17 protein-coding genes are annotated in these 18,937 nt (G+C 47.8%); 16 read left to right on the top strand and 1 reads right to left on the bottom strand.

All coding sequences use genetic code 11. The features are described from left to right. The first annotated feature begins 407 nt into the window (after positions 1-407). The 14 genes from HZA73_03755 to HZA73_03690 all read left to right on the top strand — a co-directional run bounded on the left by HZA73_03755 (position 408) and on the right by HZA73_03690 (position 14,564). Entirely contained in the window at positions 408-638 is a 231-nt protein-coding gene (locus tag HZA73_03755; GenBank protein ID MBI5805139.1) for a hypothetical protein, read from the top strand. A gap of 77 nt (positions 639-715) precedes the next feature. Further along, complete coding sequence (locus HZA73_03750; protein ID MBI5805138.1) at positions 716-1,171, top strand: hypothetical protein; 456 nt, start codon at positions 716-718, stop codon at positions 1,169-1,171. 1 nt (position 1,172) lies between these two features. Continuing rightward, a complete protein-coding gene (locus HZA73_03745; protein MBI5805137.1) occupies positions 1,173-1,490 on the top strand; it encodes a hypothetical protein in 318 nt (105 codons plus the stop codon). A gap of 163 nt (positions 1,491-1,653) precedes the next feature. Beyond that, entirely contained in the window at positions 1,654-1,983 is a 330-nt protein-coding gene (locus HZA73_03740; protein ID MBI5805136.1) for a hypothetical protein, read from the top strand. A 562-nt stretch (positions 1,984-2,545) separates the two neighbouring features. Continuing rightward, complete coding sequence (locus HZA73_03735; protein ID MBI5805135.1) at positions 2,546-2,728, top strand: hypothetical protein; 183 nt, start codon at positions 2,546-2,548, stop codon at positions 2,726-2,728. Positions 2,729-2,740: 12 nt separating this feature from the next. Further along, the gene (locus tag HZA73_03730) at positions 2,741-3,991 is read left to right on the top strand and encodes a site-specific DNA-methyltransferase (protein ID MBI5805134.1); all 1,251 of its coding nucleotides are present in this window, start codon (positions 2,741-2,743) and stop codon (positions 3,989-3,991) included. 80 nt (positions 3,992-4,071) lie between these two features. After that, entirely contained in the window at positions 4,072-5,610 is a 1,539-nt protein-coding gene (locus HZA73_03725) for a hypothetical protein (protein MBI5805133.1), read from the top strand. A gap of 99 nt (positions 5,611-5,709) precedes the next feature. After that, positions 5,710-6,519: a hypothetical protein gene (locus HZA73_03720; GenBank protein ID MBI5805132.1), complete on the top strand. Its 810-nt coding sequence runs from the start codon at positions 5,710-5,712 to the stop codon at positions 6,517-6,519. Next, positions 6,516-9,209, top strand: a complete 2,694-nt coding sequence (locus HZA73_03715; GenBank protein ID MBI5805131.1) for an AAA family ATPase — start codon at positions 6,516-6,518, stop codon at positions 9,207-9,209. Before HZA73_03720 ends, HZA73_03715 begins: the two co-directional genes overlap by 4 nt. A gap of 10 nt (positions 9,210-9,219) precedes the next feature. Continuing rightward, entirely contained in the window at positions 9,220-9,792 is a 573-nt protein-coding gene (locus tag HZA73_03710; GenBank protein MBI5805130.1) for a hypothetical protein, read from the top strand. Continuing rightward, entirely contained in the window at positions 9,792-12,350 is a 2,559-nt protein-coding gene (locus HZA73_03705; GenBank protein ID MBI5805129.1) for a DEAD/DEAH box helicase family protein, read from the top strand. The genes HZA73_03710 and HZA73_03705 overlap by 1 nt, the downstream gene beginning before the upstream one ends. A 101-nt stretch (positions 12,351-12,451) precedes the next feature. Then, entirely contained in the window at positions 12,452-13,390 is a 939-nt protein-coding gene (locus HZA73_03700; GenBank protein ID MBI5805128.1) for a tetratricopeptide repeat protein, read from the top strand. After that, complete coding sequence (locus HZA73_03695; GenBank protein MBI5805127.1) at positions 13,391-13,642, top strand: hypothetical protein; 252 nt, start codon at positions 13,391-13,393, stop codon at positions 13,640-13,642. Positions 13,643-14,120: 478 nt separating this feature from the next. Further along, the gene (locus tag HZA73_03690) at positions 14,121-14,564 is read left to right on the top strand and encodes a hypothetical protein (GenBank protein MBI5805126.1); all 444 of its coding nucleotides are present in this window, start codon (positions 14,121-14,123) and stop codon (positions 14,562-14,564) included. Positions 14,565-14,770: 206 nt separating this feature from the next. Here the strand turns inward: HZA73_03690 and uvrA are convergent, their stop codons facing one another. Next, on the bottom strand, positions 14,771-17,587 hold the full coding sequence (gene uvrA / locus HZA73_03685; protein ID MBI5805125.1) for an excinuclease ABC subunit UvrA: 2,817 nt from the start codon (positions 17,585-17,587) through the stop codon (positions 14,771-14,773). Positions 17,588-17,971: 384 nt separating this feature from the next. On the opposite strand from uvrA, the gene HZA73_03680 reads away from it, so the two are divergent. Then, a complete protein-coding gene (locus HZA73_03680) occupies positions 17,972-18,232 on the top strand; it encodes a hypothetical protein (GenBank protein MBI5805124.1) in 261 nt (86 codons plus the stop codon). 51 nt (positions 18,233-18,283) lie between these two features. Further along, positions 18,284-18,883, top strand: a complete 600-nt coding sequence (locus HZA73_03675; protein MBI5805123.1) for a fused MFS/spermidine synthase — start codon at positions 18,284-18,286, stop codon at positions 18,881-18,883. The last annotated feature ends 54 nt before the right edge of the window (positions 18,884-18,937 follow it).

Raw genomic sequence — 18,937 nt, 5'->3', positions numbered from 1 at the left:
CATGGCGCGATCCTCAGTGCAGGCCCGCTGCGGAGAGAGGTGAGGCAGTCACCAAGGCACCCTTCGATAAACACTTCGACACACTCAGTGTATCACTCATCACAAGTTTTTAACGCGACAACCTGGGTTGGTTAGCCACCAGAATACAGAATATTGAACGGTAACCCGTAGGGGCGATGGACGTGTCCGACCCTTTGCCGGCAAAGCAGGCGGTTATCCCTTAGGCATAGCACTTCGATAAACTCAGCATGGCACTCAGGGCAAGTCTCAGGGCAGGCTCCGCTTTTTTTGTTTGCTAAATCGTAGGCAGAGGTAGTCGGATCAATCGCCCGGCAATGCAATAGTTTATTAAATCCAGGCACGAACGCCAGCGGGGCATTTACCCCCACAAATAGAAATGAAGGAACATGGCATTAAACATTCGAACCATATTGCACCGGACCAGCATTATCTACACCATCGGGTCATCGGCGGGATATCTATTTATTTTCATAGCCAAAGGACCGTATGATAAGGCCTCTATGACCCTGGCGTTTTGTTTGATTGCCGGGATCATTTTGGTGGTCGTTACCTCGAAAGAGCCGTGGAGAAAAAAGCGCGGCCCGGGACCGGAAGGCGTTGCTGAAGGATCTGAATGAGCGGCGGGGACAGGGAGAAAATAGTCAGGTCAATATCATTGGTATTTTAAACAAAGAACTGATAAAAAAGGGGCAATATGTTTAAAAGGATTTTTACCGCCGTCTGGGCAGCATCATTGTTGCTGGCGTTGGGCGGCTGCAAAGAGGCGCCGTTTGACGCCGGCGTTTTGCAGAGCTTTGAGGGCCTGAAGCAAGCCCACCTTGCCCTGATCGATACCTGTTCCGTCATGCCGGCGCTGGATGCCGCCGGGCTTGAGGCCAAACGGGATGCCTGGCAGAAGATAAGCCGGGAGGCAGACGGCTATCAGGGCGGGCTGATGGAAAATGACGACCTGCGCAAAGCGGCCTTTAAAATACTGAAAGACCATTTTGAAATGAACCTGATGGAACTGCAAAACGCCCGGTATCCGCTGTCGCCCACCTTCGTCAGCAACCTCAGGGAGCAGGCGATCAATGACCATAATGCGGCCATAGCCGGGGAGAAGGCCAGGAAAAATTCGCCCTACCACGATGCCAACAGGAAAGGACAATGAGATGAACGGAATAAACGACCGGTTGAACCAGATCCCCGAATACCGGGAATTTGAGGACATGCTCCTGGAAGGCCATGACCTGTTAAAGGAAAAAGGCGTGGAGTACAGCCAAAGGCTAAAGCAATACACAAGACAACTGGCCGAGGGGGAGGTCAATGCCAATGAATACAGAATAAGCGTGGAGGGTTTGCAGTATGAGATGAAACAGTGGGTCAACACCCAAGGGATATTCAAGAGAAGAAAGATGAACAAGTTGATAAATGGAGTAGGAAATTATGTTTTTAATACCCTGGTAAATGTTATTGTAACTCGCAGCTAAAAGGCTAAAGTGTGAATTGTGAATTGTGAATTGCGAGGGAACGGCAGCCGGAAATTAGAAGCTTACAGCTGAAGGCTTACAGCTTATAGCTATAACAAAACATCAACCAAACACAAAGGAGCGCGTTAGGTTCAACCTGACCTATGCCCAAAAATCGGCCTTCGTGCAGATGGTATCCCAGTTGTTAAAGGACAACCTGGCGGACCTTAAAGCCCAGGGGTTCAACCCGGCGGCCAAGCTAAGCTCGCTGGATGCCGCCCTAAAAGCCTCGGTGGAGGACGACATGAAGCAGGAGGCTCTTAAGGCAGAATTGGTGAAAGCCACCAACCAGGCCCTGAAGTCCCTGGAAGCCGCCTACGTGCTGGCCTCATCCATGTCCGACGCCATGGTGGGGGTGATAGGCAAGAACGCGCCGATGGCCCTAAGGATAAAACAACTGCGGGGCCAGATGGTAAAGGAAAAGGCCAGGGGCAAACGGGAGGTCAAAGCCTAAGAACAAATGACCAGGGTCTAGGGTTTAGGGTCTAGGATTTACGATTTCCAATTTGGGATGGTGTGTTTACCATTTGGGATAGGGAAGCTCCTTATTAGGATGGAGGATATCCCATCTGGGATCTGGGATCCACCCTTTGGGATCGGGAATATCCTGTTTAGGATGGAAGATTTCCCGTTTGGGAGGGAAAGTTTCCTGCTGGGGATGGAGGATTTGGACATTGGGAGATCCGGTTTCCGGTCGAGGAAATCGGATCTCCCAGGCAGGAAATTCAATTTCCTTAAGGGGAAATGGGTTGTAGCGCAAGGGGTTAGGATATATATAGGCAGTTTTTGGTTAAGTTTAACAGTTGGCAGTTTTGGAGGTGGTTTTTTTAGTAAATAATGGTTGGCAGGGCGGGTTTTACGAAGGAGGTAACAACGGTAAAAAGGCAATAAATAAATTGACATTTACCCATATATAATAGTATTATTACAGGGGGTTGGCAGGCCGTTTGATGCGGAATAAAAACAAGACTGTGGTTACACGAAAACATCTTAATATTTAAGGTTTGTGTTAAAGAATGCCGCCAGTTACAATAAATGACCCGATAATAAACTCTCCCTTCATCCACCTACGCTTAAGCTACGGCGGACAAGTTGCGCCGAAGCGGCATTTCCGCTTTGACGACAACGGCATCACCGAGCAGATCGTTGAGGGCCGGAGGGAGAGTTTCTATTTTATGCCGGTTATTGTAATTCTTTAAACAGGATATAAGATGCCAAACGACAAAAAATACATCGAGCTGATCTGGGCCGACAAGTACGACAAGCTGGAGAAGGGCGAGAAGATGCCCATAGAACGGCCCAACCTGCCGTTCCAGGTGGTGGAGACAGTGAACAAGCCCCGCCAGAAGGACATTGAGGAAGGGCTGTTCAGCCAGGAGCAGTACTACCCGGAGAAGGATTACCCCAAGGGGTATCCCAAAGACTGGAAGAACAAGCTGATCTGGGGTGACAACAAGTTGGTGATGAGCTCGCTGTTGAAACAGGGCTGGGCCGGCAAGATCAATCTGATCTATATAGACCCGCCATTTTTTACCGGGTCCGATTTCTCGGTTAAGACCACGGTGCACGGCCAGGAGCTGGAGAAGGAGCCTTCCATTATTGAAGAGCGGGCCTACAAGGACACCTGGAGCGGGGGGATCTCGTCGTATTTGAAGTACATGTATGAACGGCTGGCGTTGATGAAGGATCTGCTGGCAGAGAATGGGAGTATTTACGTGCATTTGGACTGGCACGTGGGACATTACATAAAGGTAATGATGGACGAGTTGTTCGGATATGAGAACTTCAGAAACGAAATAACAAGGCAATCAGTTTTCAGCCATAGTGACGCAAAGCAATATGGCAGGAATGCGGATTTAATATTATTCTACAGTAAGACACTTGATTATTATTGGGAAACGCAATACCAACCTTATGATGAAAGCTATATTAATTCAGCCTTTAAGAATATTGAAAATAAAACTAACCGTAAGTACCAGTTGGTTTCACTTACTGGTGCAGGCTCGGGACCCGCTAAAACATTTTGTGGTAAGAAAAGAACACCACCACCAGGCCGACACTGGGCAGGCACTATGGGTAAAACCATTGATGAGTTGGAAAAAGAAGGGCGCATCATAATCTCGAAAAATGACGTACCAAGAGTTAAATATTATCTTGACGAGTTGCCTGGTAAAGTATGCCAAACAATATGGACAGATGTTGTTGATCCACAATCCCAATCCGATGAAAAAATATATTACGACACGCAAAAACCAGAAAAGCTATTACAGAGAATAATAAGTGCTTCGTCAAAACCCGGGGACGTAGTGGCCGACTTCTTCTGTGGCTCGGGCACCACGCTGGCAACCGCCGAGAAGCTGGGCCGGCGGTGGGTTGGTTCGGACCTTTCCAAGTTTGCAATACAGGTTACCAGGAAACGGCTGCTGGGGATACACGAGAGCAAGGGGGTAAATTCAAACTAAAACATACCAACATATATTCAACATTGCATATATAGCTTTTAACTAAAAGCTAATTCACAAAAACCAAGAAAGGTTAATTCATGCCCAAAGTAATCAATGATGAGAATCCGCTTAAGCACCCATTTGGTGAAGTTGCTTGTGAAGAAGAAATTACTGTAATGGGCGATAAATATAGTGAGTATTATTTTAAACATGCACCATTTAATAAAGGTGTATTGGATAAAGATTGTTACTTAATTGTTGGTAGGCGAGGTTCTGGTAAAACATCATTGGCAAATTATTTAACATTCCAAAATAAATTTAAAACGACAAAAAATATATATATACAAAACCCTATGGAGTATGAAGAACTTGCTGAGAAAATAAGCAGGTCAGTGTCTTTTGATGCAGAGGTGATAGTGCCAAGGCTTATTAAGCTTTGGGAATACTATATATGGTATAAAATATTTATAGAATTTAAAGAAACTCATATTGATATAAAAAAAGCATGTCTCTTAATCGAAGAGAAGGATAATTACCTATCACTTTTTAAACAAATAGTAAAAAGTGTGTTGCATAAATATATTGATAGCGATGGTATGATATATAAAAAATTGGAGAATATTCTGTCATCACAAGTAACAAATGACGCTAAAGCAATAATACTCAAGCAAGCAAAGAAAAAGCCTTTTTTCATTACCATTGATTCAATGGAGAGATATGATCTAAAAAACCATTTATTAATTTATTGTATTGCAGCAATGATAGAATTCGCAAAAAAATTCAACCTACAATATTCTGATAAAGGTATACATTTAAAAATATTTGTTTCTGAGGAAATCTATCCTGAGCTTGCTGAAACATATGTAAGAAATCCCGCAAAATATATTAGTAACCCCATATTCTTACATTGGAGACCGAAAGACCTTCTTAGATTAACATGCTGGAGATATTTTAAATATCTTCAGCAAAATCAGATTATTTGCGAAAAATTAGAAGATTATGAATGGGATAAGTATGAAATTGTTAGAAAGAAATTTTGGAATATATATTTTAATGAAAATATTTCAAATAAGATGGGTTTATCGGAGAGTACCTTTCCATATATATTGCGGCACACACACATGAAACCTCGCGAAGTAATAGCTATATGTAATAAAATAGCATATCTATCGAAGGCTAATGAAACATTTCCCAAATTCTCACAATGTGATATTATAAAAGGCATGCATGACGAATGTGATAATTTAGCTAGTTCAATAATAAATACATATGAGAGTATTTACCACAATGTCGCAAACATTATAGATACATTGGTAAAATTTCCAATTATATTTGAAGGTAAATTGCTTGATAAATATGCGCCAAGAAGTTCGCCTGATTGGCCTAAAGGTGAATATTCACCACAGAATTTTCGCAAGTTAGTTGCTGAGCTTGGCATAGTTGGAAGAGTTAGGAAGCATGAAGGTTGCTGGGTAGAAGCTGATTTTGAATATGCAATGAATGATAGGCTGGTAATTCAACCCGAGGATACATGTGTAATACACCCTATGTTTTACAGGAAATTGAAAATACAGGTTGATAAAAGCATTATAGTACACCCTTTTCCGGATGAGCCAGAATATGAGGAAATAAAGTAGCTTATACAAGGCGCGAACAGGTAATGAAATAGTAGCATGGAAAACAAAATACCCCTTTTTAAAGTTGGAAAAGAAAGGGATAGGTAAGAAAAATAAATTATGCCTGATAACACTAAATACAACCGCCCCGCCCGGCCTTTCGAACTGTGGAACATCGGCAACTACGAAACAGTCTACTGGCAGGAGCGAACCGAGGACTACCTGTCCTTCATGCTAAAACTCTACCAGGCCAAACCGCTCAATGGCCACCGTTACCTGCACGGCAACAAGGCCGGCCGGGTGGTGCACGTGGGGCCTCTTAACGCGCCCATTACCATGGAGGAAATAGAAAAGGTGGTGGTGGCCTGCCGGGCGGCCAATTTCAACAAGGCCGATATTTTGGGCTGGGAGTGGAGCTACGAGGTGAACAACCTGGCCAAGGAGCAGGCCAAGAAGAACGGGGTGGATTTAAAGCTTATCCAAATACCGGCGGTCAACGAGATCAAGGCCGCTCTGGTGGGCTTTGATTTCCAGCTTTTAAAACTGCCGGAGGAGGCGGTAAGCAAAGAAGTTCTTAAGCACATCAAGTTCGCCGAGGTGGCCTACTTAGAGGTGGAGACCAAGTTCAAGGACGGGGAGTTCAGCCTTAAGATAACGGACTTCCAGATCCCGCCCAACGGAGATCTGGCGGAGATATCCGCCAAGATCAAGGACAGCCGGGAGCTGATAGACTACTGGGCCATAGACTGGGATTATAAGGGCGATACTTTCCGCAACTACTGGCAGAGCTTTAGGACCAAGAAGGAGCCTAAGGTGGAATACGTGGCCCGGCACAGGTATGAACAGCCGGGGAAGTATCAGGTGCTGGTAAAAGTGGTGGATGTTTTCGGGAATGATACAAATAAAGTAGTGGAGGTAAAGGTGAAATGAGCAGTATATTTGATGAAATATTGAATAAGCAAAATGGTGCAGTATTTTACCGCGCTGATCTACATATACATACGCCTTTTTGGCACCACTTTAAAAAACCTACTGGTATAAATACTAATGACGCTGAATGGAAAAAACAATATGCTTTAGAATTTGTCAATAAAGCGATAGAAAAGAAATTGGCAATAATCGGTATAACTGAACATAACGATGTAACGTGGGCAGATTTAATAATAAACGCTGCCAAAGGGAAACCAATAAAAGTATTTCCAGGTTTTGAAATTACCACAATGAGTGGTTCGGATGGAATACATTTGCTATGCTTGTTTAATGATGATATTGGTTCGGAAAAGTTAGATGGTTTAATATCACAATTTGGATTATTGCCTGGGAATCGTTTTTTCCCCGACAATACACCAAAAGCAGCGGAAAAAGATGCAAATTCAATTATTGAAGAAGTTAAGAAAAATAATGGTATTTGTATTGCTGCACATATGTCCTCAAGTAATGGATTGTTGGCGAAAACGGAAGGACAGATCAGAATTAATATATTTACTAATCAAGAGCTTTTAGCTGGTGAAATACCAGCAGAGAAAAACAAACTTGGCAAATTCGAATCGGAAGCTGTTTTAAACAAATTAGATTTATATAAAAGGAAATTTCCCATTGCATGCCTAAATTCATCAGATGCAAAATCATTGGACGAGATAGGTAGCAAATATACATATATTAAAATGAGCTCACTTACAATAGAAGGTTTGAGGGAAGCATTTTTAGACTGGGAATCACGGATTCGATTAAGCAATGAAATACCAGTTCAGGCACCTAGATACTCAAAGATAATAGCTGCAAAATGGGAAGGTGGCTTTTTGAATGGCATAGATATAAGGTTTAACGATAATTTAAACTGTGTTATTGGCGGGAAAGGGACAGGTAAATCTACGATAATAGAAACAATAAGATACGCTTTTGATGTTAAATCTACAGTTGATAAAATTGAAGAACAAAATGATGATGTTTTGAAAAATGTTTTTAAAAGTGGTTCTAAAATATCACTATTATTGGAAACCCATGAACCCAGCCCAAGGAGGTATTTGCTTGAAAGAACATACCCGGAATCACCCGTAGTTAAAGATATTGAAAGTGGTGAAAAAACAGAATTGCGGCCCAAAGATATTATGGGTCTTGAGGTGTATAGTCAAAAAGAAATATATGAAATATCAAAGGATAGAGCATTTCAATTAAAATTATTAGATAGATTTATTGGCAATCAAACAGATGGGGATAAAGAAAATATAAAACAAATAAAAATTAGTTTATCAAAAACAAAAGATGATATAAAGGCATTACTAAAATTAATACAAAGCGATGAAGAAGAAATAGCGTTGTTGCCATCTATTGAGGAAAAGATTAAAGCATATAAAACAATAGGAATAAATGATAAGCTTAATGAGAAAAGATTATATTCAAAAGAAGAATATATACTAAAACAGAGCAGTGATAAATTAAATGCATTAAAAAGAATTGCAGGACAGTTTAAAAACAGTATTGATTTGAAAATAGAAATAAGTGATGATGACAAACTACCAAATTATCAGTTGTTAAAAGAATTAGAAAGTCTTTTAAATTCACTCCAAGGTGCAGTTGACACAAATATTGCCAATATTGCGGAGGCATATGACAAGACAATTGCCTCATATAATGCATTAAATGAAAAATGGAATGAATTGAATCACAAGCAAAATGAAAGATATGGCGAAACATTAAGGGAATTGCAAAAGACAATCAAAGATGTTGATCCCAACGAATTGATTAAACTTGAACAGCGTGTTGGTGCATTGCGAGATAAGAAAAAGAATTGTGACAAGAACAAAGAAAAGTTAGTAATTGTTGGGAAAAAGAGAAATGATCTATTAGCAGATTTGCAAGATAAAAGGGGGCAGGTATTTAGAAAGAGTAATGAGATAATCAATGCTATCAATGATAAATTAGCGGGAACTTTGCAAATAATATTGAAATATCAAGAAGACAAGAGTGAATTCGTAAGATATATAAGGCAGTTGAAATCGGGTGCAAGAGAAGAGCAAATAACTAAAATAACGTCTAGTGTCGGGTTTAATATATTGGAATTTACTAATACCGTAAAATCTGGACCAGATGCACTCTCGAAAAAATATGATATACAGCCTGCAACTGCACAATCAATATGTAAAAGTCTTATTAATGATGCAATGATGGAAATGGAGCTGCTTGAAATTCCTACTGTAGCTTTTATAGAATTGAATTTAGGGACAAAAGAAAACCCAATATACAGAAATATTGATAATTTATCGGTAGGCCAAAAATGCACAGCGTTATTAATGTTGATATTACTTGAAAATCCATATCCATTAGTGATTGACCAGCCAGAAGATGATTTAGATAATGCGTTTATCGTAAATGATATTGTTAATAGGCTGAGGAATGAAAAAGAAAGACGACAATTCATCGTGGTTACACATAATGCGAATTTACCCGTATTGGGCGACGCTGAATTAATTGTACCATTAGAAGCGTCGCAAAATCAGGCGAATATTAAAGATGGCGTTGTTGGTTCAATAGATGACAACGAGATGAAAGAAATCGTAAAAAATACATTAGAGGGTGGTAACGCTGCTTTTGAAATAAGAAAACAGAAATATGGGATATAGGAGGTTAATCATGAGCTGGTTTAAACAATTTATGGACGAAACCGTTGCTTTGTATAATACGGAGCAAAAACAATACCTAACGGTAGAATCAAACCCCCGTGTTGCCTCTTTTTTAGATGAGCATGATCTTACCAGCACTAAACTTGGTATTATGGGTGAAGATTATGTCAAACTATTATTAAGAGGTAAACAATATTTGGTCTTCAGGTCAGCGGGCAGTAGGTCGCCAGCAGATGTGTGGGGTATTCATGTAGAGGGTGATATTATACATATCCCGCTTATTCAAGTAAAAACTACAGGTGAAAATGATAAACCAGCGCAGCTAAGTGAAGAAGACCATAAAGAATTAAATAAATTAGCAAGTTATGTGTATGACCGATTTCTTGAATCTGAGTTAGTACCAGAAAAACACAAAAATGAAGAAATGAGATTAATTGTAAGCACTGGCTATGCTGGTGTCGTTTTCGATGACAATTTAGATCCAATGTTATACGAACCTTATTATAACGGTTGCTATTATACAAACGGGTTAAATGAACAAGAACTTAAGAAAATACTTGCAAAATTTCATAAACTACAATAATGACCCAAGTGAACAGCAATAATATACGCCAGCCTTCAAAAACCTACCTCGCCAACCGCCTGCGTTCCGCCGTTGCCTCCTGGCGCGATAGCAACTACCAGAACGCCACGCTCACGACCCGGCGCCTTCTGCAATACTGGTTCTCCGAAGACCACATAGCCTTTGGCGAACCCTTTTCCTATTGGACCTGCCAGCGCGAGGCCATAGAGACCCTGATCTACACCTACGAAGTCCTTAAAAAACGCAACTTCATAGACCTGGCCCGCGATTTCGGCGACGGGCCGATCATGGGCTATGACCCCTCTTTTGACCAATACCCGCTCTACGCCTTTAAAATGGCCACCGGAAGCGGCAAGACATTCGTCATGGCCCTGGGCATCGTCTGGCAGTACTTCAACCACCAATACGAAAAGTCCCCAGACTATACCTCAAAGTTCCTGCTGATAGCCGGGGAGAAGAACGTGATCTACGACCGGCTGTGCCGGGATTACGTGGGCGGCAAGATATTCAAACAACTGCCCCTGATCCCGCCGGAGTGGGAGGACGATTTCAATTTAACCGTCATAACCAAGGAAGACCCCATTCACACCGTGCCGGAAGGGGTTTTGTTCCTGACCAACATCCAGCAACTGGAAAAGCGGGAGGGCAAACGCAAGGAGACCGACCAGTTTGTGGACGAGGTGATGGCCCTGCCCGAGGTCAAAGATGTGCACGACATCTACCAGGAGAACCGGATCAAGGCCGTGCTGGAACTCTGCCCCGATATCGCCATTCTAAAGGACGAGGCCCACCATATCTACAGCGTGGAGAAGGAATGGAAGAAGATACTGCTGAATCTCCATAAAAAGCTCAAAAAGGTCCACGGCCGGGGCATAAACATGGAGCTGGACTTTTCGGCCACCCCCCGCAACGAGAACGGGGCTCTTTTCCCCTGGATCATCTCCGACTTCACCCTAAGGGAAGCCATAGAACAGAACATAGTCAAGCGGCCCTTGCGGGGCATTGTCAAAAAGGCCGAGGAGATAGCCTCCAAAAAGGCGGTGGAGCGTTACCGGGCCTGGATAGACGCCGGGATAAGACGCTGGCGGGAATACCGCAAGGCGCTCATTCCATTGGATAAGAAACCGGTGATATTCTTCCAGTGCTCCAGTAACGAAGAGGCCGACGAGATATTTTACTATGTCAACAATGTGGCCGATCTGAAGAACAAGACCCTTCTGATCCACACCGACAGCACCGGAGAGATCAAGAAGGAATCCATCCCCCAGGCCCGGGAATTTGCCAAAACCATTGACTCCAATGAAAACCCCCACAGCGCCATCGTCAGCACCATGATGCTTAACGAGGGCTGGGACGTCCGCAATGTCAACGTCATAGTGGGCTTAAGGCCCTACGGCGGCCACAGGAACGTGCTGGCCGAACAGGTGATCGGCCGGGGCTTAAGAAAAATGTTCCCCAACGAACCGGCCAGCACCGACCCCAACCAGTCGGCCATCAATATTTTGGAGGTCATCGGGCCTCCGGGCCTGACCCAGATACTGGAAGAACTGGAACAGCTGGAGGGGATAAAGATAGCCGAATTTGAGACCGGCAAAAACCTGAACCTGACCACCATCTTTGCCAATGAGAAAAAACTGGAATACGACATAGAACTGCCCATATTAAGCCCCAGAATTGTCATCCGTGAATTCAATGCCGACGATCTGGACATTGACGAGGTCAAATCATTAGGCGTTCCATTGGAAAACAAAGTGCTTGAGACCGAATACGTGGCGGTGGACATGCTAAAAGGGGTGGAGGTGGTCAAACGCACCTGGGGCCTGCCGGTGCCGCAGGACACCAAGTCGGTGATCGCCTATTACACCGACCTGATACTTAAGCAATTAAGGATAAACGGGGCCTTTGCCACGTTCTACCCCCTGGTAAAACAGTACGTAAGCGCCAGGCTGTTCCAAACCCCGGTTGAGTTGGAAGATCCCAGGGTGCTTTATGCCCTAAGCGCAGCCGACACCCAAAAGAAGATGGTGGACGCTTTTGTGGAAGCCTTCAAGAATATCTCATATGTTGAAAGGGAGCCGGAGCCGACGGATACAATAAAACTGTCCGACACACCGCCCTTTGTCTGGCAGTTGAATGTTTACCCGGCCAACAAGTGCATTTTCAATTATGCACCTTGCGATAACGCCTACGAGGTGGATTTTGCCAAATTCCTGGACCAGGCCGAGGATGTAAAAGCCTTCTGCAAACTGCCCGGCAAAGTCGGCTTTTTCATAGAATACCAGGACAAGGAAAGCAGCCGGCGCATGTATTACCCGGATTTCATAGTTCTTACAACTGGCAATGAGCATGTTTTGGTGGAAACCAAGGGGCTGGAGGATGTCAACGTCCAATTCAAGGACGCCCGGGCTGTTCAGTGGTGCCAGGACGCTGAGAAGAACACCGGCAACAAGTGGCGCTTTGTGCGGGTGGATCAGAAAGTGTTTGAGCAGTATCCGTATAATAAGTTCAGAGAGATAATGGCACCAAGAGATGACAAGGAAACCAGACTGCCGTTTTAATATTTATTGAACTCAAAACTACGGTTCGGCACGGCTCATCGCAGGCACGGCTCAGCCTGCAACTCAGGGCACGTAAACAGCAATTGTAAATCGTAAACAGCATGCCCCACTCCCGCCGGCATAAACTAAACGAACCCCTAACCTCCCTGTTCCAGCTTTACCGCAAACGGGGGGAGGTTTACCGCTTGATAGGCAGTTACGACAAGGCCCTGGGCGACTTTGTGCGGATGCACGCCGCCGCCGCCCTCCAGGGCGACCAGGTAAGGCAGGCCGAGGCCATCAGTTGTCAGGGGCTGGTAAGCCTGGTCAAGGGCGAGTTCGCCCAGGCCGAGGCCCATTACAACCGGGCCTTGGAGAAATACCTGGCCCACCGGGACCTCTCCGGGCAGGTGGAGTGCTACAACGGCCTGGGCAAGCTGATGCAGTACCTGGAAAAGAACGACAAGGCCTATGAATACTACGCCTCCGGCCTGGAGATCTGCAAAAAGAACGGGGATAGGAAGAATGAGTGCATATGTCTGGAGAATATAGCTGATAGTTACCATGCCACCGGGAAAGTAAATGAGGCCATAAAAATATTGGAAGAGTTGGTAGCCTATTATGAAGGCCTATCGGATATTAGAAACATCGGACATATTTATGGGTCGTTGGGTTTTTTATACAGTGAAGTTGATAATCACCAATCAGCGATTAAATATTTAAAGACATCAGAAGACATAGCCACTAAAATTGGCGATACTACTAACTTATTGAATAGTTGTTGTTTCGCCGGGCTTGCTTGCTTCAAAAGTCACCAATACAAGGAGGCCAACGCATCATTTTACAAATGCTATGATATAGCAGTAAAACAAGGAACTAAATACATGCAGGCAGTTTCCCTCTTGAACATTGGGGATGTTTACAACGAAATGAACGAGATCGGCCAAGCCCGGGAATACTTAGATAAAATGAGAGCTTTGAACATAGACATCCCCGGTCTTAACGAAGAAGCAAAAAGAATAACCAACCAGTTAAACCAAAAAGAAAAGGAGGTGAACTGAATGTACATTTGCATCCGTGAGGCAGGACCCAAATACGTGGTACACCCGTCATCCGACCAGGCCTATCAGCAATCGGTGGCAAAGCAGGAGTCCGGAGTCTGGTATTATTCCTCGGAAAAGGACGTCAACGACTTTGCCATGGCCAATGTCTTTGGAGCCTACGACACCCTGGCGATGGCCGAATCGGCCATTATCGCCTTTGATCCCGGAGCATCCAAGGTATATAAACCACCCCAGTTACCCAACGCCTAAAGACCAAAAAGCCGCCCGAGTGGGCGGCTTTTTTAATTCCCCAAAATACTATTGACACCCCTTGCCAAACGCAGTATCATCCCTTATACTTAGCAAACAGCCTAAACACAAACCGCGAAGCCGCGAAGTACGCCAAGGGGATATTAATATTCTTAGCGATCGCTTCGGTATTGCACTTCAGGTGCCAACCTCGGTAAGTCGCGTTAAAACGATCAGTGAGCATCGCAGTTGATGGCGGAAAAAGCTTGTCTGCATGTTTGAGGGCTGGACAAAGCCCGAGTTCAGACAAGCCCGTCATCAACGAGAAGCACAACGCCCGGAGAGTTTTTAGCGACGAGCTTTTTCTTTTGGTTCTTTTCTTGTTGGCGGCACAAAAAGAAAAGAACATAGTTGAGATAATATCGGAGTTATTACCGAACCTGCTTTATTCTTTTACTGATAAATTTAGAGAGACATTAATAAAGAAAAGGGGTAAGCAATGCTGCTGTTGTTCGCCGGGCCTTCAGGCTCTGGCAAATCCAGCGCCGCGGCCCTGTTAAAGGACAAGCTCAAGGCCGAGGTCTATTCCGGCAAGGGCTATTACCGCATGGCCAAAAGCCCGGCCGAGGCCTGGAGGAAGTTCCAGGCGGTGCTGCAGGAAGCCATTGACGGCAAGCGGAACGCCATCCTGATCCTGGTGGGCACCGCCAACCTGGAGAAGTTCAAAGCCATGGGCAAGTTCTGCCTGGTCCGGTTCACCGCCCCCCGGGCGGTGCTGGAAAAGCGGTTTGCCGGGCGCTCCGGCCAGGTCACCCCCCAGATATCCAAGATGATACAGGACCAGGAGGCCATGTGGCAGGACGTGCCCTGCGACCTGGTGATAGATACCAGTCTTAAGCCGGTGGAGGAAGTGGTAAAGGAGATCGAAAGGCTGGCGGGGTGACCGACCGCCCCCTCGTTCCCCCTCCGTTGCGGAGGGGGAAGCAAAAGGCCCCTCTCCACATTGGAGAGGGGTTGGGGAGAGGTCAAGAACGGGGCGGGTCAATTACATTGACCCGCCCCGTTAACGTTGACCGCCCCCTAATCCCCCTCCCGGTAGGAGGGGGAGGCTTGAACCCCTCTCCTTACGGGGGAGGGGCAGGGGAGGGGTCACAATTCCTTCTTCAAATACTGCCCGGTATAAGACGCCTTGTTGGCCGCAACCTGTTCCGGGGTGCCGCAGGCCAGCAATTGCCCGCCTTCGTCGCCGCCCTCGGGACCCAGGTCAATTATCCAGTCGCAGGACTTCACTATGTCCAGGTTGTGCTCTATCACTATCACGGTATTTCCCATGTCGGCCAGACGGTGCAGAACAGCCAAGAGCATCTTGACGTCCTCAAAGTGCAATCCAGTCGTCGGCTCGTCCAATATGTACAGGGTCTTGCCGGTGGCTATCTTGGACAACTCGGCCGAAAGCTTCACCCGCTGGGCCTCGCCGCCGGAGATGGTGGTGGCCGACTGCCCCAGCTGGATGTACCCCAGGCCCACATCGGCCAAAGTGGTCAGCTTGCGGGCCACTTTGGGGATGTTGGCAAAGAACCCCTGGGCCTCGGCCACGGTCATCCGCAGTATCTCGGCGATGTTCTTTCCCTTGTACAGTACCTCCAGCGTCTCCCGGTTGTAGCGCTGGCCCTTGCAGACCTCGCAGGGAACGTAGACATCCGGCAGGAAGTGCATCTCTATCTTCACTATCCCGTCGCCCTCGCAGGCCTCGCAGCGCCCGCCCTTCACATTAAAGGAGAACCTTCCGTTGGCGTAGCCCCGCAGTTTGGACTCCTGGGTCATGGCAAAAAGCTCGCGCAGGGTGGTGAACAGCCCGGTGTAGGTGGCGGGGTTGGAGCGGGGGGTGCGCCCGATGGGCGACTGGTCTATGTTGATCACCTTGTCCAGGTTCTCCCAGCCTTCCATTTTCCTATGCTTGCCGGGCTGGGTGCGGGAGCGGTACAGCTTTTGGGCCAAAGCCTGGTACAGGGTGTCGTTGATCAGGGTGCTTTTGCCGGAGCCGGAGACCCCGGTGATGCCGATCAGCTTTCCCAGCGGGAACTCCACGTCCAGATCCTTTAGATTGTTCTCCCGGCAGCCCAAAAGCTTCAGGCTCAGCTTGTTCCCGGCCCGGCGCTTCTTGGGCACCGGTATCTTCCTTGTCCCGGCCAGATACTGCCCGGTCAATGAAGCCTTGGTCTGCATCACCTTTTTGGGAGTGCCCAGGGCCACGATCTCGCCGCCGCCGGCCCCGGCCCCCGGGCCCAGGTCCACTATGAAATCGGCGGCCAGCATGGTCTCCTGGTCGTGCTCCACCACTATCACGGTGTTGCCGATGTCCCGCAGTTTGATCAGGGTGTTCAGCAGTTTCACGTTGTCCCGCTGGTGCAGGCCGATGGAGGGCTCGTCCAGCACATAAAGCACGCCGGTCAAGCTGGCGCCTATCTGCGTTGCTAGGTGGATGCGCTGAGCCTCGCCCCCGGAAAGGGATTCCGAGCTGCGGTCCAAAGACAGGTAATCCAGCCCCACGTCGGTCAAAAAGCCCAGGCGGGAGTTGATCTCCTTGAGCACCTGCTTGGCGATGGTCTTTTCCTTTTCGCTCAGCTTCAGCTCGGAGCCGAAGAACAGCCGGGAATTTTTCACCGATAGTTTTGAAAGCTCGTTGATGGACCTTCCGGCCACCTTCACCGCCAGGGATTCCGGCTTCAACCGCGCCCCCTGGCAGACCGGGCAGGGCAGGATGGACATGAACTTTTCCACCTCGTAGCGGACGTAGTCGGAATCGGTCTGATGGTAGCGGCGCATCATCATGGGGATGATGCCCTCGAACTTCTTGGAGAACTGGTAGACGTTGTCGTTGGAGGCCGACTCGTAGCGGACCTTGATCTCCCTGTCGGTGCCGTAGAGCAGGATGTCCCGGTTCTTCTGGGACATCTTGCCCCAGGGCTCGTCCAGCGAGAAGTTGTAGGCCTTGGCCACCGCCTCCAGGTGGCTGCCGATCCAGTGGCCCATGGGGTCGCCGTAGTGGGATATGGCCCCCTGGTTGACGGTCAGCTCCGGGTTGTGGACCAGGGCCTCGGGGTCTATCTCCATCTTGGTGCCCAGCCCGGAGCAGGCCGGGCAGGCCCCAAAGGGGCTGTTGAAGGAGAACATCCGGGGCGAAAGCTCGCCCAGCGAGATGTGGCACTTGGTGCAGGAGAGCTTTTCGCTGTACAGCACTTCCTGCTTGTCGTTGTAAATGGCCGCCACCAAACCTTCCGAAAGTTTCAGGGCGGTCTCCAGCGAATCGGCGATCCGCTTCTGGGCTTTTTGGCCGATGGTCATCCGGTCCACCACCGCGTCTATGGCGTGCTTCTTGTTCTTGTCCAGCACCGGCAGGGCGTCGATGTCATAAAGCTTCTTGTCTATCCGCACCCGCACAAAGCCCTCGCGCCGCAGTTTGTCGAACAGCTCCCGGTACTCGCCCTTGCGGCTCTGGATCAGCGGGGCCAGAATGGCCAGCTTGGTGCCCTCGGGCTGTTCCAATATGGCGTCGGTGATCTGCTGGACGGTCTGCGATGAGATGGGCTGGCCGCACTTGGGGCAGTGGGGGCGGCCGATCCGGGCGAACAGCAGTCTCAGGTAGTCGTGGATCTCGGTGACCGTGCCCACGGTGGAGCGGGGGTTCTTGCTGGCCGCCCTCTGCTCGATGGCGATGGCCGGGGACAGCCCGTCGATGAAGTCCACGTCGGGCTTCTCCATCAGGCCCAAAAACTGCCGGGCGTAGGCCGACAGCGATTCCACGTAGCGGCGCTGGCCCTCGGCGTAAAGGGTGTCGAAGGCCAGGGAGGATTTTCCCGAGCCGGACAGCCCGGTGATCACCACCAGCCGGTCGCGGGGGATCTCCAGGTCTATGTTCTTGAGGTTGTGCTCCCGGGCCCCCCGGATGGTCAGTTTGTCCATCATGTGATTGGGTGTCCTAAAAAGAATGAGGATTGATAATTGTAAAAAACATATAACTCATCCCCCGTCCCCTTCTCTTGGGAAGAGAAGGGGTTCAAGGGGTTGAGTTCAGAGACCGGGTAAGGGAAAAAGCAACCTTTGATTATATTAGCATTTGGGGCAAATGTCAAGGGACGACCTCACCCTGCCGGATTCAGACCGCCCCCTCGCTCCCCCTCCTGGCAGGAGGGGGAGGCTTGTTCCCCTCCCATTCCAGGGGAGGGGCAGGGGAGAGGTCCGGCCTAACCAATAAAATAATCATTGATTTTTTCCCAATATATAGTATCATTAACCCTCAAACATATTCTGTCAACAACAATCCAAATACAAACCACCGGAGAATTCCAAATGCCCGCCAGCAACTACTACCTGGAACACTGGATGGACGAGATCCACCTGCACGGGGTCAAAAAGACCGTGGTCAGCACCCAGACCAAATACCAGAAGATAGACATCGTGGACACCAGCAACTACGGGCGCTGCCTGTTCCTGGACGAGCGGATGCAGAGCTCGGAAAAGGATTCCTTCATCTACCACGAGGCCCTGGTGCATCCGCCGCTGCTGCTGCATCCCGACCCCAAGAAGGTGATGATCGTGGGCGGGGGGTAGGGCGAGACCCTGCGCGACATCCTTAAGCACAAGTCCGTCAAACAGGCGGTGATGGTTGACATCGACAAACAGCTGGTGGACTTCTGCCGCAAGGAACTGCCGGAGTGGGCCGGAAAAGCCTTCACCGACAAGCGTTCCAAGGTCCTGTACATGGACGCCCGGACATATTTGGAAAAGTCAAAAGAGAAGTTCGATGTCATCATCATAGACCTGACCGAGCCCATAGAGGGCGGGCCGTCCTTCAAGCTCTACACTAAGGAATTCTACCAGCTGCTCCACAACCGGCTGACCGAACACGGCATCATCACCCTTCAGGCCGGGACGACCAGGGTCCACGACACGGACATGCTGACCTCCATCGCCAAGACCATTTCCACGGCCTTCCCGGTGGTCAACATCTACCAGGTGATCATCCCCTCGTTCGGCCTGCCCTGGGGCTTCATCATGGGCTCCAAGACCTATGACCCGCTGACCTATTCCCCGGCCCAGATAGACCACCTGATCCAGAAGCGGGGACTGAAGAAGCTGGAGTTCTACGACGGCGTGACCCACCTGGGGATGTTCTGCCTGCCAAAATTCCTGCGCCGGGACTTTGAGAAACAACAGCGGGTGATCACGGACAAGAAACTGATGACGGCGAAATTTCAATAAATCGTTATTTTTAGCCCAGGCCTTAAGGCCTGGGCTAAAAAAGTAAAAAGAAAA

Source organism: candidate division TA06 bacterium, assembly GCA_016235665.1.
Taxonomy (GTDB): domain Bacteria; phylum Edwardsbacteria; class AC1; order AC1; family EtOH8; genus UBA5202.
This window is presented reverse-complemented; position numbering and strand designations above follow the sequence as displayed.

What these genes read in the sequence shown, in the direction of transcription:
- HZA73_03755 (MBI5805139.1), top strand. Translation starts at nt 408, where the DNA reads ATGGCATTAAACATTCGAACCATATTGCACCGGACCAGCATTATCTAC.
- HZA73_03750 (MBI5805138.1), top strand. Translation starts at nt 716, where the DNA reads ATGTTTAAAAGGATTTTTACCGCCGTCTGGGCAGCATCATTGTTGCTG.
- HZA73_03745 (MBI5805137.1), top strand. Translation starts at nt 1,173, where the DNA reads ATGAACGGAATAAACGACCGGTTGAACCAGATCCCCGAATACCGGGAA.
- HZA73_03735 (MBI5805135.1), top strand. Translation starts at nt 2,546, where the DNA reads ATGCCGCCAGTTACAATAAATGACCCGATAATAAACTCTCCCTTCATC.
- HZA73_03730 (MBI5805134.1), top strand. Translation starts at nt 2,741, where the DNA reads ATGCCAAACGACAAAAAATACATCGAGCTGATCTGGGCCGACAAGTAC.
- HZA73_03725 (MBI5805133.1), top strand. Translation starts at nt 4,072, where the DNA reads ATGCCCAAAGTAATCAATGATGAGAATCCGCTTAAGCACCCATTTGGT.
- HZA73_03720 (MBI5805132.1), top strand. Translation starts at nt 5,710, where the DNA reads ATGCCTGATAACACTAAATACAACCGCCCCGCCCGGCCTTTCGAACTG.
- HZA73_03715 (MBI5805131.1), top strand. Translation starts at nt 6,516, where the DNA reads ATGAGCAGTATATTTGATGAAATATTGAATAAGCAAAATGGTGCAGTA.
- HZA73_03710 (MBI5805130.1), top strand. Translation starts at nt 9,220, where the DNA reads ATGAGCTGGTTTAAACAATTTATGGACGAAACCGTTGCTTTGTATAAT.
- HZA73_03705 (MBI5805129.1), top strand. Translation starts at nt 9,792, where the DNA reads ATGACCCAAGTGAACAGCAATAATATACGCCAGCCTTCAAAAACCTAC.
- HZA73_03700 (MBI5805128.1), top strand. Translation starts at nt 12,452, where the DNA reads ATGCCCCACTCCCGCCGGCATAAACTAAACGAACCCCTAACCTCCCTG.
- HZA73_03695 (MBI5805127.1), top strand. Translation starts at nt 13,391, where the DNA reads ATGTACATTTGCATCCGTGAGGCAGGACCCAAATACGTGGTACACCCG.
- HZA73_03690 (MBI5805126.1), top strand. Translation starts at nt 14,121, where the DNA reads ATGCTGCTGTTGTTCGCCGGGCCTTCAGGCTCTGGCAAATCCAGCGCC.
- uvrA (MBI5805125.1), bottom strand. Translation starts at nt 17,587, where the DNA reads ATGATGGACAAACTGACCATCCGGGGGGCCCGGGAGCACAACCTCAAG.
- HZA73_03680 (MBI5805124.1), top strand. Translation starts at nt 17,972, where the DNA reads ATGCCCGCCAGCAACTACTACCTGGAACACTGGATGGACGAGATCCAC.
- HZA73_03675 (MBI5805123.1), top strand. Translation starts at nt 18,284, where the DNA reads ATGGTTGACATCGACAAACAGCTGGTGGACTTCTGCCGCAAGGAACTG.